Annotated in this window: 17 protein-coding genes; 8 read left to right on the top strand and 9 right to left on the bottom strand. The window is 66.7% G+C overall.

The annotated features are described in order from the left end of the window. Positions 1-71 precede the first annotated feature (71 nt). Entirely contained in the window at positions 72-1,340 is a 1,269-nt protein-coding gene (locus tag Q4C89_RS04150; RefSeq protein ID WP_303101342.1) for a vanadium-dependent haloperoxidase, read from the top strand. A gap of 70 nt (positions 1,341-1,410) precedes the next feature. Here Q4C89_RS04150 and Q4C89_RS04145 read toward each other — a convergent pair whose 3' ends face one another. From Q4C89_RS04145 to Q4C89_RS04135, 3 genes are read right to left on the bottom strand one after another with little or no spacing between them, the layout of a single operon-like run. Beyond that, entirely contained in the window at positions 1,411-2,184 is a 774-nt protein-coding gene (locus tag Q4C89_RS04145; RefSeq protein WP_303101341.1) for an ABC transporter permease subunit, read from the bottom strand. Next, positions 2,184-3,107 carry an ABC transporter ATP-binding protein gene (locus tag Q4C89_RS04140; RefSeq protein WP_303101340.1) on the bottom strand — a complete coding sequence of 308 codons (924 nt, stop codon included), beginning with the start codon at positions 3,105-3,107 and terminating at the stop codon, positions 2,184-2,186. The genes Q4C89_RS04145 and Q4C89_RS04140 overlap by 1 nt, the downstream gene beginning before the upstream one ends. A gap of 55 nt (positions 3,108-3,162) precedes the next feature. Beyond that, the gene (locus Q4C89_RS04135) at positions 3,163-4,029 is read right to left on the bottom strand and encodes a 1,4-dihydroxy-6-naphthoate synthase (RefSeq protein WP_303101339.1); all 867 of its coding nucleotides are present in this window, start codon (positions 4,027-4,029) and stop codon (positions 3,163-3,165) included. Between the two features lie 210 nt (positions 4,030-4,239). Here Q4C89_RS04135 and Q4C89_RS04130 point away from each other — a divergent pair, with 210 nt between their 5' ends. Next, entirely contained in the window at positions 4,240-6,060 is a 1,821-nt protein-coding gene (locus Q4C89_RS04130; RefSeq protein WP_303101338.1) for a CAP domain-containing protein, read from the top strand. Positions 6,061-6,064: 4 nt separating this feature from the next. Here Q4C89_RS04130 and ribF read toward each other — a convergent pair whose 3' ends face one another. Together ribF and Q4C89_RS04120 are read right to left on the bottom strand one after the other, a co-directional pair. After that, entirely contained in the window at positions 6,065-6,961 is an 897-nt protein-coding gene (gene ribF / locus Q4C89_RS04125) for a riboflavin biosynthesis protein RibF (protein WP_303101337.1), read from the bottom strand. Next, positions 6,958-7,455, bottom strand: a complete 498-nt coding sequence (locus tag Q4C89_RS04120) for an NUDIX hydrolase (protein WP_303101336.1) — start codon at positions 7,453-7,455, stop codon at positions 6,958-6,960. Before Q4C89_RS04120 ends, ribF begins: the two co-directional genes overlap by 4 nt. Before the next feature lie 53 nt (positions 7,456-7,508). Between Q4C89_RS04120 and dgt the strand changes: the two genes are divergently transcribed. From dgt to Q4C89_RS04105, 3 genes are all read left to right on the top strand, one after another. Beyond that, positions 7,509-8,624 carry a dGTP triphosphohydrolase gene (gene dgt / locus Q4C89_RS04115; RefSeq protein WP_303101335.1) on the top strand — a complete coding sequence of 372 codons (1,116 nt, stop codon included), beginning with the start codon at positions 7,509-7,511 and terminating at the stop codon, positions 8,622-8,624. Positions 8,625-8,782: 158 nt separating this feature from the next. Continuing rightward, positions 8,783-9,190: a globin gene (locus tag Q4C89_RS04110; RefSeq protein WP_303101364.1), complete on the top strand. Its 408-nt coding sequence runs from the start codon at positions 8,783-8,785 to the stop codon at positions 9,188-9,190. A gap of 185 nt (positions 9,191-9,375) precedes the next feature. Continuing rightward, complete coding sequence (locus tag Q4C89_RS04105; protein WP_303101334.1) at positions 9,376-10,452, top strand: bifunctional 3-deoxy-7-phosphoheptulonate synthase/chorismate mutase; 1,077 nt, start codon at positions 9,376-9,378, stop codon at positions 10,450-10,452. Between the two features lie 72 nt (positions 10,453-10,524). Here Q4C89_RS04105 and Q4C89_RS04100 read toward each other — a convergent pair whose 3' ends face one another. From Q4C89_RS04100 to Q4C89_RS04085, 4 genes are all read right to left on the bottom strand, one after another. Beyond that, the gene (locus Q4C89_RS04100) at positions 10,525-11,082 is read right to left on the bottom strand and encodes a 2'-5' RNA ligase family protein (protein WP_303101333.1); all 558 of its coding nucleotides are present in this window, start codon (positions 11,080-11,082) and stop codon (positions 10,525-10,527) included. Positions 11,083-11,240: 158 nt separating this feature from the next. After that, the gene (locus tag Q4C89_RS04095) at positions 11,241-11,915 is read right to left on the bottom strand and encodes a metalloregulator ArsR/SmtB family transcription factor (protein ID WP_303101332.1); all 675 of its coding nucleotides are present in this window, start codon (positions 11,913-11,915) and stop codon (positions 11,241-11,243) included. Next, positions 11,912-12,964: an Mrp/NBP35 family ATP-binding protein gene (locus Q4C89_RS04090; protein ID WP_303101331.1), complete on the bottom strand. Its 1,053-nt coding sequence runs from the start codon at positions 12,962-12,964 to the stop codon at positions 11,912-11,914. Before Q4C89_RS04090 ends, Q4C89_RS04095 begins: the two co-directional genes overlap by 4 nt. Positions 12,965-13,103: 139 nt before the next feature. Then, positions 13,104-13,715, bottom strand: a complete 612-nt coding sequence (locus tag Q4C89_RS04085; RefSeq protein ID WP_303101330.1) for a helix-turn-helix domain-containing protein — start codon at positions 13,713-13,715, stop codon at positions 13,104-13,106. Between the two features lie 452 nt (positions 13,716-14,167). On the opposite strand from Q4C89_RS04085, the gene Q4C89_RS04080 reads away from it, so the two are divergent. Genes Q4C89_RS04080 through Q4C89_RS04070 form a run of 3 tightly spaced genes read left to right on the top strand, consistent with a single transcriptional unit; the run spans position 14,168 to position 15,161 of the window. After that, a complete protein-coding gene (locus Q4C89_RS04080; protein ID WP_303101329.1) occupies positions 14,168-14,515 on the top strand; it encodes a roadblock/LC7 domain-containing protein in 348 nt (115 codons plus the stop codon). Continuing rightward, positions 14,512-14,850 (top strand): roadblock/LC7 domain-containing protein, encoded by a 339-nt coding sequence (locus tag Q4C89_RS04075; protein ID WP_303101328.1) that lies wholly within the window; start codon positions 14,512-14,514, stop codon positions 14,848-14,850. Before Q4C89_RS04080 ends, Q4C89_RS04075 begins: the two co-directional genes overlap by 4 nt. Next, positions 14,847-15,161, top strand: a complete 315-nt coding sequence (locus tag Q4C89_RS04070; protein ID WP_303101327.1) for a roadblock/LC7 domain-containing protein — start codon at positions 14,847-14,849, stop codon at positions 15,159-15,161. The genes Q4C89_RS04075 and Q4C89_RS04070 overlap by 4 nt, the downstream gene beginning before the upstream one ends. The last annotated feature ends 54 nt before the right edge of the window (positions 15,162-15,215 follow it).

Below are 15,215 nucleotides of genomic sequence, written 5' to 3'. Positions count from 1 at the left end.
GCTAACGGCTGGGCGCCGACCAGATGTAAAAAATCCCACTTTGCCCGCCGGGAAACGCCTATCCTGAACCCATGAAGCGTGTTTCTCTCGCTCGCTCTTTCCTGGGGCTGGGCCTGCTGCTGACCCCGTTCCCGGCACAGGCCCAGACCGCCCCGCCCAGTACCCCACTCCAGACGCCTGCGGCCAGCTTCCAACCTCTGCTGGCCTTTGAGGTGGGCGGCCCGGCAACGGCCCGGCGTGTGCACGGGGCGCTGGCCTCGGCCTCGCCGGGCGTGCCCACGCCGCTGTCGGTCACGGTGCCGCGTCAGGTCACAGGGGACGCGCTGCGCCTGATTGCCGAGCGCCGATTCGACCCACCCTCGGCGGCCCGCGCCCTGGCGCTGACGCTGAGTGCGGTGCATGACGTGCAGGGCCTGGCCCAGGCTTCAGGCCGCACGGTGGACACCGACACGGCGGCGCAAGTGGCGGCGACCCGCGTGCTGATGGTGCTGTTTCCCGCCGACGCTGCGAAGCTGGCCCGCGACCTGACCGGGCGGCTGCGGCCCCTGCCTGCCGCCACCGACCGCGCTTCGTGGGCACTGGGGGACGCGGTGGCGGCAGGCGTGCTGGCCTTCGCCGCCCAGGACGGGGCCGCGCAGGCCCAGCAAGGAGGCGTGCTCGCCACAGGTGAGGGCCTCTGGGAGCCGCTGAACGGTCAACACCCGCTGGAACCGGGCTGGGGCCGCGTCTCCCCCATTGGCCTGAACCGCCAGAACCTTCCCCGCGTGGCCCCGCCGCCCGCCTGGAACAGTCCCGAATTTGCCCAGGACCGCGCCGATTTTGCCGAGCAGCAGACCCACCTGACCGCGCAGGACCTCGCCCTGGCCCACCACTGGGCGGCTGGAGTCGGCACGGTCACGCCGCTGGGCATGTGGATGGAAGAGGCGCTGCGCCAGGGCAAGCAGGCGCGGCTGAGCGGCAGTGAACTCACCCGGCTCCTGACCCTGACGGCGGTGGCGGGGCACAACGCCTTTATCAGTTGCTGGCAGGCCAAATTCGAGTACAACGTGGCCCGCCCTCAGACCTGGCTGACGCGCCAACAGGCGCAGTGGTCGCCCGCGTTGCCCACGCCGCCTTTTCCCAGTTATCCCAGTGGACACGCCACCGTCAGCGGGGCCGCCGCCGAGGTGCTGGCGCAGTTTTTCCCGCTTCAGGCCCGGCAGCTGCGTCAGCAGGCCGATGCCGCCGCCTTCTCGCGGGTGGTCGGCGGTATCCACTGGTCGGTGGACGGCAGCGCTGGACTCGACGCTGGACAGCGTGTCGCACAAGCGCTGCTCAACCTCCCGACGACTCACCCCTGACCGGAGAAGCAGGCAAAGGGGGCCGGAAAGCATCGAACTTTCCAGCCCCTGCTTTGGGTCCTGACCCGCGTCAAACGTCGCGGCGGTCGAAGGCGAAAATCGCCATCAGGCTGAAGCCCACCGTATAGATCAGCAGCAGAATGATGGCCTGCGTGATGTCGCCCTGCAGGGCGTAGAGGTTGAAGTAGTTGGTGAGCAGGATGCGCTGAATGGCGTCGGGAAAGACGACCAGCAGGCGCAGCACGATCAGGGTCGCCAGGGTCGCCAGGGCCGCCGCCGAGGTGTTGAGCAGCAGAACACCGAAAAAGAGCGCCAGCGCCGCGAAGGGCAGCAGCAGAATCCAGGTCAGCAGGCTGCCGCGCAGCACTTCGGCCAGCGCCGCCGAGGGCGACAGCATGCCCACGCCCGCAAAGCCGCCCGGCCCCAGACCTGTACCGCCCATGAATTCGCCGTAGCCATGCGGCAGCCCGGCCAGCAGCGAACCGAGCAGGGTCGCCAGCACCAGCACCAGCGGAAACAGCAGCGCGACCACCAGTTTGCTGACGATGACGCGGGTGCGGCTGACCGGGCGCAGCAGCAGCGGGGCCAGGGTGCCGTGCGCGACCTCGCCGCCGATCATTTCCGCGACGGTGACGGCGATAAAGAGCGGCATCAGGAACTGCACGGTCAGGCCGATGCTGACGGCGGGCAACTGCCACCCGCTCATCAGGTCGACGTGCATGATTTCGCCCAGGCGGGGCGCGAACGACCACAGGAACGGCAGCAGGAAACAGACCACCGGGGCGATACGGGCGCTGCGCGAGACCAGCAGCTTACGGATTTCCAGCAGAATCAGGCTCAGCATCAGGCGTACTCCACACGCTCACGGTAATACTCGTACAGGTCGAAGTGGTCGGGGGTGACCTCATAGACGGCCACGCCTTCGTTCGCCAGATGCGCCAGCGCCTCGGGCACGTTGGACTGGCTGCCCAGGTGCGCGACGGCGTAGGGTGGGCGCGGGGTCGCCCGGCGCACGTAGGGCAGTTTTTCCAGCATCGCCGCCACGGTGACCGGGTCTTCCACACGGAAACGGTAGGCGTTGTTGCGGGTCCGCAGGTCCACCGTGTCCACCAGCCGCCCGGCGGTCATGATGCCGACGGTGTGGGCGTAGGTGGCGATTTCGCGCAGGTGGTGGGTGCTCAGGACCACCGCGCAGCCCGAGGTCGCCATGCTGGTCACGATGCGGTGAATCAGCCCGATGCCCAGGGGGTCGAGGCCACTGGTCGGCTCGTCCAGAATGAGCACCTTGGGGTCGGTCAGGATGGCGCTGGCGACGCCCAGCCGCTGCCGCTGCCCCAGCGAGTATTCCCCGACCTTGCGGTGCGCCATACTGGTCAGTTCAAGCAGCGCCATCACCTCGCTGATGCGCGCCGGCCCCACACCCATACCGGTCAGGTCGGCCTGGAACCTGAGGTTTTGCAGCCCGGTGAACTGCGGATAGAACTTGGCCGGAGCTTCCACCACCGCTCCCATCAGGGTCCGGGCGCGGGGGCCGTCGGCGTGGACGTTGACCCCCATCACCCGCACTTCACCCTTGGTCGGAAAGGCCAGCCCGGTCAGCATACGAATCAGGGTCGTCTTGCCTGCGCCGTTGGGTCCGGTCAGGGCGTAGACTTCCCCCGGAATCACGTTCAGGAACACGTCGGACAGCACGTCCGTCTTGCCGTAGCTTTTAGACAGGCCGCGCACTTCGATGGCAGGGAAGGCGGGCACGGATGACTTACTCACCCCTATAGCCTAACGCAGCCCCCCCGCCAATGTCTCACAGAACACGAACGGGGACTCAGGACTCTACAAATAGGGGCAAAGACGAGTCCGTCGGGCGCACGGCTCCCGCAGCTTGCCCCCGGCGCAGCAGTTCGCGCACGGCCTGCTCGCCTTCCGCGCCGACATCCACACTCAGCGGATTGACATAGAGGTCAATGTGGGCCTGCATCACCTCGTCCGACATTTCCAGCGCGTGCTGCCGGATGTACTCGCGGGACGCGCCGGGGTGGGCGTAGGCGTACTCCAGGCTGCGGCGCACGGCGTCTTGCAGAGCGAGCTGGGTCGGCGCGGGCAGGTCACGCCGCACCAGAATCGCGCCCAGCGGCAGCGGCAGCCCGGTTTCGCCCTCCCACCACGCGCCGAGGTCCTGAAATTTTTCCAGCCTGTAGTCGGGGTAGGTAAAGCGCGACTCGTGAATAATCAGGCCCGCACCGATGGGTTGGCCCAGGTATTCGCCGCGCTGCACGGCGGGCATGACCTCGTCGTAGCGCATCCGCACGACTTCGCAACCCGGATGAGAGAGGCGCAGCAGCAGTTCGGCGGTGGTGAGTGCGCCGGGCGAGGCCACCCGCAGCCCATTCAGGTCTCGCACGCCGGGCCGGGTCACGATGAGCGGCCCCACCCCCCGGCCCAGCGCCCCGCCGGAACGCAGCGCCACATACTGCTCCATCACGTCGAAATAGGCGCGGTAACTGATTTTGGTCATCGGCAATCGGCCCTGCACCGCCCACTCGTTGAGGGTCTGTACGTCTTCCAGTATTTCCTGCACGGGCAGCGGCCCCTGCACCAGCCCAGCGTGCAGCGCGTGAAAAATGAAGGTGTCATTGGGGCAAAAGGAATAGCCCAGATGCAGCACGAGCGGCAAGACAGGAGAAGTGGTCATGCCTCCAGAGTAGGCGCTCGGGCCATGAGGCGGAGGGCACAGACTCTGGGCGCCTCCGACTCTGCGTGCCTGGGAAATGGCCCGGAATGAAGGCTCACCCCGGCTGGAAGCTCTGTGAGGTTTTCGTTTGAGGACGGTTTTTATAGTCGCTTCACTTCGGGTCTGACGACCTGCCCCCTCACTTCTCACCCCCACCCCCAAGGAGCCGATATGCCTGCCTGCCGCCCTGCCCTGTCCCTTGCACGTCGCCCCATGCTTGCCCTGGCCCTGTGTGGCTGGTTGAGTGCCTGCGGGGGCAGTCCTCAGGCTCCGGTGCCCGCTGAGCCGCAGCCCACGCCGCGCAGTGCGACGCCCGCGCCGACCCCGACCCTGGCCCTCAGCCAGACGGTGGTGGCGCTGCGAAGTGGCGAAGCCGTCGGCCTGAAGGTGACGACCTCGGCGCGACCCGACCGGGTGGACATCAGCGGCGCACCTGCCGGACTGACGGCCCAGCTGGAAGGCGACACGCTGCGTTTGCAGGCCCAGGACACTGCGCCGGGCCAGTACACCCTCACCCTGACCGGCGTGTGGGGCCAGGTACAGAGCCGCGCCAGCGTGCAGGTGACGGTCAGCGCCCCGGCGAGTGCGCCTGCGCCGACGCCCGCTCCGCTGCCCGCGCCCGTACCGATCCCAGCCCCCACGCCCACCCCCGTCGCCCCCGATTTCGGCCTGAGCCTGCCCGCCCAGGTCACGCTGATGCAGGGGCAGGGACAGGCCGTCCCCCTGACCCTCTCACGCAGCGCGGGGCTGAGCGGCGACATTCAGCTCTCGGCGGTGTCGGCCCCGGCCCAGTTGCGCGTGAGCCTCAGCGGCGAGGTGCTGAACGTGGACGCGGCGCAGGCTTCGGCAGGGCGCTACGTGATTACGGTGGTCGGTACGGCGGCGGGGCTGGTGCGTCAGGGCCAGATGGTCGTGGACGTGACCGAGCAGCCCGCCCAGGTGAGCGCCGTCAACGTCAGCGCCGACGTGACCACCCTGCAAGCCGGGGACGTGACCACCCTCCGCAGCAGCGTGAGCGGCAGCGGAGCCTACAGCTCGGCGGTGCGCTGGCAGGTTCAGAGCGGCGCAGGCGTGCAAGCGACTTTGCAGGAGGCCAGTGACGGCACCGCCCGCCTGAGCGTGGCCTCCACTTCAGCCGCCGGACAGGTGCGCGTGCTGGTCAGCAGCGTGCAGGACGCCACCCGCAGCGCCGAAGTGGTGCTGACGGTCAGGGCCGCGCCCCAGACGGTCACGGTCAGCGTGCCTCAGGGCGGCGTCAGCCTGAATACGGGCGGCAGCAGCGTCCTGAGCTACCAGGGGTCGGTGCGGAGCGTCGAACTCGCCACCACGCCGCTGGTCAGCCGCGCCGAGTTGCAGAACGTGACGGCACAGGGCGGACAGGTGCGTCTGACCTCCGGCACCCAGAGCGGCAGCGGCACCGTCAGCCTGACCTTCAACATGACCGACGGCAGCCGCCACGAACTGAGTTTTCCGGTGCAGGTCACTGTGCCCACGCCGCCTGCCCCGGCACCCGTCCCGACGCCCACACCGAGCAGCGGCTACGTCTGGTATCCCGAGAGTGACCGCAGCGCCGACGCTGCCGAACTCGAAGTGCTGCGCCTGACCAACGACATCCGGGCCAGGGGAGCCACCTGCGGCGGCACCACCTACGCACCCGCGCCGCCCCTGAAGTGGAATGACCGCCTCGCGCACGCGGCCCGCAACCACGCCCTCGACATGGGCAAACGCAGCTACTTCGAACACACCACCCCAGAGGGCGTCAAGTTCAGCGAGCGCGTCACGGCGGCGGGGTATGTCTGGCGGACGGCAGGCGAGAACATCGCCGCCGGGTACGCCACCCCCGCGTCGGTGGTGGACGGCTGGCTCAAGAGTCCCGGCCACTGCGTCAACCTGATGAACCCCGCTTTCACCGAACTCGGCGTGGGGAGGGCGCAGGTCATCGGCAGCCCCTACAGCCTGTACTGGGGGCAGTCTTTCGGCGCGCCGCAGTAAGGGATCAGGGCTGGCCCAGCACCTCCCGCGCCGCCGCCGCGTCCCGGCCCAGTTGTGCCCGCAATTCGTCCAGGCCGCTGAATTTCTGCTCGCCGCGCAGGCGGGAGACGAAGCGCACTTGCAATTCCTCGCCGTAGAGGTCGCCTTCAAAGTCGAACAGGTTGACCTCGAAGCGCCGCTCGGTGCCGCCGACAGTAGGCCGCATCCCGATGTTCGCCATGCCCGGCCAGCGCCGCTCCTTGTCGTCCAGAACGATGACGGCGAACACGCCCAGCGGCAGCAGTTTGCCCTCCGAAACGCGCAGGTTGGCAGTAGGCCAGCCGATGGTGCGCCCCAGTTGGTCGCCGCGCACCACCACACCCTGGGCATCGTAGGGACGACCCAGCAGCCGCGCCGCGCCCTCCACATCGCCGCCGCGCAGCAGGGCGCGAATGCGGGTGCTCTTGATGTCGTCGCCGCCGAGCTGGTGCATGGGCAGCGACACCACGTCGCCCACCACCCCGCGCAGGTCGCCCACGCCCCCAGCCCGCGCCTTGCCAAAGTGGAAGTCCTCGCCCACCACGATGGCGCGGGGCCGCATCACCCGCAGGTCGTCCAAAAAGGCGTCCTTGGGCCGGGCGGCAAACTCGGCGGTAAAGGGCACGGCAATCGTTTCGTCTATGCCGTACAGCCGCAGCAGGTCGAGCTTTTCGGGCAGCGTGGACAGAAACTCGACGCCCTGGGTCAGCACCCGCGTCGGCGGGTCGAAGGTGTAGACCACGCTGGGCACGCGGTATTCCCGCGCCTTGGCCTTGAGTTGGGCCAGCAGCGCCTGATGCCCCAGATGCACCCCGTCGAACGACCCGATGGCGATGACGGTTTCGGTGTCGGGCCGCTGACCGGGCGAAACATAGGTCTTCATGCGCCGCCCCCCAGCCGCAGCACCCCGTATAGCGCCGCCGTGACGGTGGTGGCACTACCGACCAGCGACCCGTCACGCAGGCCGTCCAGCACGCTTTGCGGCTTCATCCACAGCACTTCAATGTCCTCGTCTTCGTCCATCGGCAGGCGCGACTCGCGCGGATTCTTGGCCTCGAAGACGAACAGGTGCTCGTCGCAAAAGCCGGGGCTGGAATAAAAGCGCGTGAGCAGCGTCATGTCGGCATCCAGGCCCGCTTCTTCCTGCAACTCGCGCCGGGCGGCGGCTTCGGGGGTTTCGCCGTCGTCTATCAGGCCCGCCGGGGCTTCGACCGTCACCGCCCCGACCGCGCGGCGCGACTGGCGCACCAGCAGCATCTCGCCCGCTTCGTTCAGCACCAGCACCGTCACCGCGTCGGCGTGGCGCACCACTTCCCACTTGCCGTCCTGAAGTTCGAGTTTGACGATATGACCGTCATAGAGGGTTTGCGTGGACATAGGGCGAGTGTAGAGGGTTCGCGCCCCATGCTGGCCTCCCCTATGCTGGCTTCATGTTCAGCCGCGCCGACCTAGAGAGCCGTGAGGCCGCTTTTCTGGCTCCCTACGCCCGCCTCAGCCGGGACGCCCGGCGCGAGCACGCCGAGGAGGAGAGCCCGACCCGCACCGCCTTCCAGAAAGACCGGGACCGCGTGCTGCACACCAAGGCGTTCCGGCGGCTGGAGGCCAAAACGCAGGTGTTCCTGAACGCTCCGGCGCTGGGCGACCACTACCGCACCCGGCTGACCCACACGCTGGAGGTGCAGCAGGTGGCCCGCTCGCTGGCGCTGACGCTGGGGCTGAACGAAACGCTGGCGGAAACGGTGGCCCTCGCCCACGACCTGGGGCACCCGCCTTTCGGTCACGCCGGAGAGCGGCTGCTGGACGCCCTGATGCGGGAAGACGGCGGCTTCGACCACAACGCGCAGGCCCGGCGCATGGTGACGCTGCTGGAAGAACGCTCGGGCGGCAAACCGGGCCTGAACCTGACGCTGGATACCCTCGACGGCCTGAACAAGCATGACCGCGCCCACTTGCCCCCCGACACCCGCCAGCCCAGCTTGGAAGCGCAGATAGTGGACGCCGCCGACGCGCTGGCCTACACCGCCCACGACCTCGACGACGGCCTGAGAAGTGGCCTGCTGCACCCCGACGCCTTGCTGGAACTGCCGCTGTGGCGCGACCTGCTGACCCGCGCTGGCGTCACGGCCCACCCCGCGCCGGAGCAGTGGCGCCCCCTGCAAAGTGAACTGCTGGGCTGGCTCATCAGCGACCTGGGCGAGAGCACTGCCGCCGCTGTCGCCGCCAGTGGTGTGCAGACGCCGGGCGACGTGACCGCGCAACCCCAGCGCCTCGTGACCTACAGCCCCGAACTGCGCGGCAAACTGCGCGAAACGGCGGAGTTTTTGCGCGAACATCTCTACCGCCACTGGCAGGTCGAGCGGCAGGTCTACCAGGCCGAGCAGGTGCTGACCGACCTGTTCACCGCCTTCGAGCAGCGCCCCGGCCTGTTGCCCCCACGCCCGCGTGCCCGCATCGAGCGCGACGGGCTGCGGCGGGCCATCTGCGACCACATCGCCGGGATGACCGACCGCTACGCGCTGGAAACGCACGGTCAATTGCGGCGCTGAGGGCGAGTTCAACGTCCCACAGCCCCGTCAGGATTTTGAAAGGTTTTTCACACTAAATTTTGCCCCGGAACCCCCCAAAGACGGGCCGCCTCTCTCCTCCAGGGCGGCCCGTTTTTCTTGTGGCCTCTGCTGCGGGCTGCTACCTTCCGGGCGTGTCTTTGCCGCCTTCTTCCCTCGACCCGGCTGCCCCGCTGTACGACCGCATCGGCCCCGACGCGCTGGCGGAACTGGTGCAGCGCTTTTACGCCCGCGTTGCCCGTGACCCCGACCTCGCGCCCATTTTTCCTGCCGACCTGACCGAAACGGCCCGCAAGCAGTTCGCGTTTCTGAGCGGCTTTACCGGGGGGCCGCCGCTCTACCACGAACTCTACGGACACCCCCGGTTGCGGGCGCGGCACCTGCCTTTTGAAATCACGCCGCAGCGGGCGCGGGCGTGGCTGGCCTGCATGAATGCGGCCCTGCGCGACACCCCCACCATTGCCGACGCCGAAGCGCGTGAACTGTACGCGGCGCTCTCGCGGGTGGCGGTTCACATGGTCAACGTGCCAGAGGTGCCGGGCGAATAAAGAATGGCTAAGCGGCTCCTAGTCATGCAGAGGTGTGCGCTCAGCCGGAAGCCATCTGCTATCTGCTCTCAGTGCCACACCCCGTGACCCAAAGGGCCGACCTTCTCATCCAATTTAGACACCTTGTTTCAATTGACTAGCCCCGCGCCGGGCCAAAACTCGTGGGCTTGACTACACTGCGGAGCATGACCCCGTCCCGCAGCATTGACGAACTCCGCGCCGAAGTGGACCAGATTAACCGTGAACTCCTCGCCCTGATGTCGCGCCGAGGCGAAGTGGTGGCCCAAATCGGTCACGCCAAGACAGCCGAGGGCCGCCCCAACCATTACGACCCCGCCCGCGAGGAGCAGCAGCTCAAGGAACTGGAAAAGCTCAACCCCGGTCCCTTCCCCACGGCGACCATCAAAACCATCTTCAAGGAAATCTTCCGCGCCAGCCTCGCCCTCGAAGAAAGCAACGACAAGAAGCAACTGCTCGTGTCGCGCAAGGTCAAGGCCGAAGACACCGTACTGGACATCGACGGCGTGCGGATCGGCGGCGGCGAGAAGCCCGTCATCATCGCTGGCCCCTGTTCCATCGAGTCCGAGGAGCAGATGGAGCAGACCGCCGAGTTTCTGGCGTCCAAGGGCGTCAAGATTCTGCGCGGCGGCGCGTACAAGCCCCGCACCAGTCCCTACGGCTTTCAGGGCATGGGCGTGGACGGCCTGATTCTGGGCAGCCGCGTGGCGAAGGCCAACGGTCAACTGTTCGTGACCGAAGTGATGGACACCCGCGACGTGGACGTGGTCGCCGAGTACGCCGACATTCTGCAAATCGGCGCACGCAACATGCACAACTTCGCCCTGCTGCGCGAAGTGGGCCGTGCCCGTCGCCCGGTGCTGCTCAAGCGCGGCCTGAGCGCCACCATCGAAGAATGGCTCTACGCCGCCGAGTACGTCCTCTCGGAAGGCAACAACGAGGTCATCCTGTGCGAGCGCGGCATCCGCACCTACGAAAAGTGGACGCGCAACACCCTCGACCTGTCGGCGGTGGCCCTCGCCAAGCAAGAAACCCACCTGCCCGTCATCGTGGACGTGACCCACGCCGCCGGACGCCGCGACCTGCTGATTCCGCTCGCCAAGGCCGCCCTGGCGGTCGGCGCTGACGGCATTCACGTCGAAGTCCACCCCAGCCCCGCCACCGCCCTGTCCGACAACGAGCAGCAGCTCGACTTCGCGGGCTACGAAAAGTTCCTCGAAGGCGTGGGCAGCCTGCTGGGCTGAGCAAAGCAGACAGAACCCCCACCGACCTTCTGAGCGGTGGGGGTTTCTGCTCTTGCTCTGCGCCATCTGCTCTCAGCCATCTGCCATCTGCACCAGCGGAAAAGTGTGCAACTCCTGCACCTCGCCCAGTTCCTCACGGGTCAGGCTGAGCGCCTCGACGCGGAAGTGCTGGACGGGCGGCACTTCGCGCTGCACCTCGGCCCAGAGTTCGTCGGCGGCCCAGGGCAGCACGCCCAGCGCCAACGTCAGATGGGGGCGATACGCGTCTCCGTCGAAGGGCGAGCGGCTCGACGGCACGGCGTCCAGCAGTCGCCTGTGCAATTCAGCGAGTTCTTCCCCAAGTTCACATTCCAGAAAGATGACGCCGGGCACCTGTTTCCAGCCCTTGACCCACACGTCCAGGGCGGGCTGAGAGCGCAGCACCTCGCGGTAGGCCGCCAGCAGTTCGGCGCTGCCCAGCGAAGTCTGAAAGGGCGCACGCAGGTTGAGGTGCGGCACCCCGAACCCCCGCACCTGCAAGCGTTCCTGAATACGCCGCATCCAGGTATCCAGCACCTCCGGAGGCCACGCGACCACCGAGTAGAGCGGGCCGCTGACGGGCAAGGCGACAGGAGGGTGAGATACGGACATAGATGCCTCGGGAAAGAGAAGGGGAACGGCTTGAGGAGGTCGAAGTTCATCTCAAGACGAACCGAGCGAAGCGAGTACCCGAAAAAAGGACGTTGAACCGGGTATGAAGCGTTCTTCGGCTCTGTTCCGGAAATGCGAAATGTTAGGCTTCGACGTCCTTAGCTTAACGATTCGAGTCGGTAGCGGCAGGCGCTTTGTCCACAGGCCATATGTTCCTCACGCCCAATGGACACCCCCAGCACCTGGCCGTACATTTCCATTTCGCACAGGCACAGGGATTTGTGCACGCGGGCCACCTGCAAGGTCGGGCAGTTGCGCTGCACCAGAAACCAGGTGCCGCCTTGCCGCTCCAGACTGGCATCGAAGCCCATGTCGGTCAGCAGTTCGACCATTCGGCCCAGTCGGGCTTCCAGGGGCCAATCCGCCGGAAGCTCGGTGCTCAGCCACGCGCCCAAGCGTTCGCTGCGGGCCTGCAAGACGCGTGTCACGGCTTCCTCGCCATAAAGCTGCGCGACCTCCTGCAACAGGTCGAGGCACAGGGCGCTGTAGGTCTTGGGAAAGGCCCGCTCGTCGCCGTGGTCGGTCAGCCGGAAGACGTGCTGGGGCCGCCCCCGCCCGCCGGGTTTTTCGATCTGGGCCTGCACCAGCGTCTGCTCCTGCAAGTCGCTGAGGTGCCGCCGGGCGGCGGGCGTGGTGATTTGCAGCCGCGCCGCCAGGGTCTGCGCGGTCTGCGGCCCGTGCCGCTTGAGCAGTTCGAGGAGCCGGGTCTTGGTGCGTTCGGGCACCTGTTCGGTGTCTGGGTTCGGGGGCAAGGGCAACGGTTGCGCGGTCATACGACGGGCAATTGCTCCGGCAGGTCGCTGAGGGTACGGACGCTGATTTGCCCCGCCAGGGCACGGGCCACGCCGCGCAGGGCCAGGGCTGCCGCGCTGTCCGGATGGGCCAGAACCGCCGGGGTTCCGGCATCGGCATCTTTACGCACCTCGACATCCAGCGGAATCTCGCCCAGCAGCGGGTACTGTTCGCCTAGCTTGCGGCTGCCACCTCGTCCGAAAATGTCGTACACGTGCCCAGTGTCGGGAGCCACGAAATAGCTCATGTTCTCGACCAGCCCCAGCACGGGCACGCTGGCCTTGCGGAACATGTCGATGGCCCGCGCCGCGTCGATCAGGGCCACGTCCTGCGGCGTGGTGACGATGACCGCGCCCGTGACCTGAATGGTCTGGGTCAGCGAGAGTTGCACGTCACCGGTGCCCGGCGGCAGGTCGACCATCAGGTAATCGAGTTCGCCCCAGGCCGCGTCCTTGAGAAACTGCTGAATGGCCGAGTGCAGCATGGGGCCACGCCACACCAGCGCCTGTCCGGCGGGCGACAGGTTCGCCATGCTGATAAAGCGCACTCCGCACGCCTCGATGGGCAGCATCTTGCGGTCCTCGTTGGCGCTCACGCGGGCCTGCGCCTGCCCCAGCATGTGCGCCACCGAGGGACCGTACACGTCGGCGTCGAGCAGACCGACCCTTGCGCCGTCGCGGGCGAGCGAGGCCGCCAGATTGACCGCCACGCTGCTCTTGCCCACGCCACCCTTGCCACTGCCGACCAGCACCACATGCTTGACGCCGGGAAGAGGGGGCTGACTCGGCGGGCGCACCATCGCCCCGAACTCGACTTCGACCCTCCCCACACCCGGCACCTGCAACAGCGCTTCACGCACGTCGTGCTCGATTTTGCCTTTGAGGGGGCAGGCAGGCGTGGTCAGGTTGACCTTGACCTGCGCCACGTTGCCGCTGAGCGCCGCACGTTCAATCATGCCCAGCGACACCAGGTCGCGGTGCAACTCGGGGTCATTGACGGTACTCAGGGCGCGCAGCAGGGCTTCGTTCATATCTCCGTCATCTTGAACATAAACCGTCTCCAAGGCAACAACAGAACTCACAGATGACCCGGTACTTCCGCGCTTTTGCGGCTCTGGCACGGCAAAAGCCCCCCGGCCAGGGCTGACACGGGGGACAGGGGAAGACAGGTCAGGCAGCGGCGATGCTCGCCAGGGCGCTTTCGTCCTTGAGGGTGATCTTGCCGTATCCGGCGCTGATGACCCCTTCGCGGCTGAGTTCACCGACCACCTTGGTCACGGTTTCGCGCACACTGCCGACGGCGGCGGCGAGTTCGTCGTGGGTGGCGTAGATCATCACTTCGCCGCTGTCGAGCTGCGTGGCGAGGGCGGTGTCCTTGAGTTCGAGCAGCTCTCCAGCGATGCGGGCGCGCAGGCGCTTGCCGACCAAGCGGTAGATGCTCTCGTAGGCGCGTTCCAGCGTGCGGACGAGGTGGGTGGTCACCACCAGGTTGTCCTCGGCGCTCATCAGGGCGGGGTTGATGATGTCGATGGCGCTGTCGGTCACGGCCTCGGCGAAGTAGGCGCGGCTCACGCCTGCCAGGGCTTCTTCACCGAAGTACTCGCCGGGCTTGACGTAGCGCAGGGTCAGGCCGTTGCCGTCATCGTCCATGGTATGCACGCGCACCAGTCCGCTGGCGACGCGGTAGAGCATGTCGCTCTTGCCGGGGTAGAGGATGACGGCTCCGGGGCGGTAGGTCACGGTGTCCACGAAAGTGCGGGCAGCGGTTTGGGTCTGGGTCATAACAACGCCTCCTTAGGCGGTCAGAAGTGATTCGAGGAGGAAGGCGAGGAAGCGAGAGGCGGGCGCCAGGAAGGCATCCCCCTTCGACCTCCAAACTATAGAGCCAAATCACATTTTTGTAAACGAATTTGTTTCTTTAATAATGGTTTAGATTACTAAATGACCCGGCGTCATCCCACAGCCATTAGGCTTCCCGTCAGCAACACGAAAGTGCGCCGCGCTATCTGGCCTCCCAGCTCTTTTTCTCTGCTGGACGCACCATTCTCCCTCCGGTCAAGGAAGATTTATTCTTTTATAGACGTAATTTTATACTTTTTTACTTCGTAAAGCAAACCGAATGCACGACTGGGAAGTTACACCGTGCTTTCAAGTTGAGGCAAGTGAATTTTTCGCTTTTTCCTGCCGTTTCAGTCAGTGCGGTGCAAGGCGGCGGCACGTATGATGAAGGTCAGATGCTCTCTGTTCTCACTCAACTTGTGACCGATGTCAGCGGCGCGTGGGGCGCGGCCATCGGCGGGCTTGACGGTCTGCTGGTCGAGGGCTACTGCCCCACCTCGGCAGACCTCAACCTGCTGGTCGCCGAACACGCCGGGCTGCTGAGGGCCTGCAACGCCGCCTACGACACCCTCAGCGGGGGACATACCCGTGAACTGTACCTGCGGGGCGAAACGCTCAGTGTGTACCTGCAGCCCATCAACGCCGAGTTTTTCCTGCTGCTCGCCATCGACGACCGCAGCAACCTGGGACAGGCCCGGCTGTACGGACGCGCCGCCGCCAAGCAACTGGAGGCCCAACTATGAAGCTCGACCCCTTGCGGCAGCAGCCCGGCATCGTGGCTGGCGTGCTGGTCGGACCCGACGGACTGCCCCTCGAAATGATCGGGGAAGGCGACGTGCTGGCGGCCGAACTCGCCGAATTACGCCACTGGATCAACCGCACCGGCACCAACCTTCAGGCCGGACGAGTCACCCGCATCGCCTTTACTACCGAGAAACTCGAAGTGGTGGCACTGGCGACCGGAAAATTCGTGCTGGGGGCCGCCGTCACACGCGGCATCGACACGCGGCCTACGCAGCAGGTGCTCGCCAAGCTTGCCCTCGACGCCTTCGACTTGCCCGACGCCGAGGGCCTATGACCCGACCCACGCTCACTCCGCTGCTGGATGTACGCGGCGTCCAGGGTGCGGCCCTCATTGGCGTAAACGGTCGCGTGGAAGCCGCCGTGGGCGATGGGGACATCAGTCTCAGCATGATCAGCGCGGCGCGGGCTGTTCTGCAAAGTCTACAGGCCGCCACTGGAGTCGACACCTGGAACGACCTGCTGCTTGATCTGGAGGGCGGCCCGCTGCTGCTGACGCCCTACGGTGACTCGGTGCTGGCGGTTCACTTCGACGAGGTGCCTGCCCTGGGCCGGGTGCGCCTGGGCGTTCGCCGCGTCCTGAGCTAATACGGATTCCGCCTTACGGCCTGATAAAAGAGATGAGAATGCCTCCACCGTGAG

The sequence above is a fragment of the Deinococcus sp. genome (assembly GCF_030523985.1).
Classification (GTDB): domain Bacteria; phylum Deinococcota; class Deinococci; order Deinococcales; family Deinococcaceae; genus Deinococcus.
The sequence above is the reverse complement of the archived record's forward strand: the minus strand, read 5'-3'. Positions and strand labels throughout refer to the sequence as shown.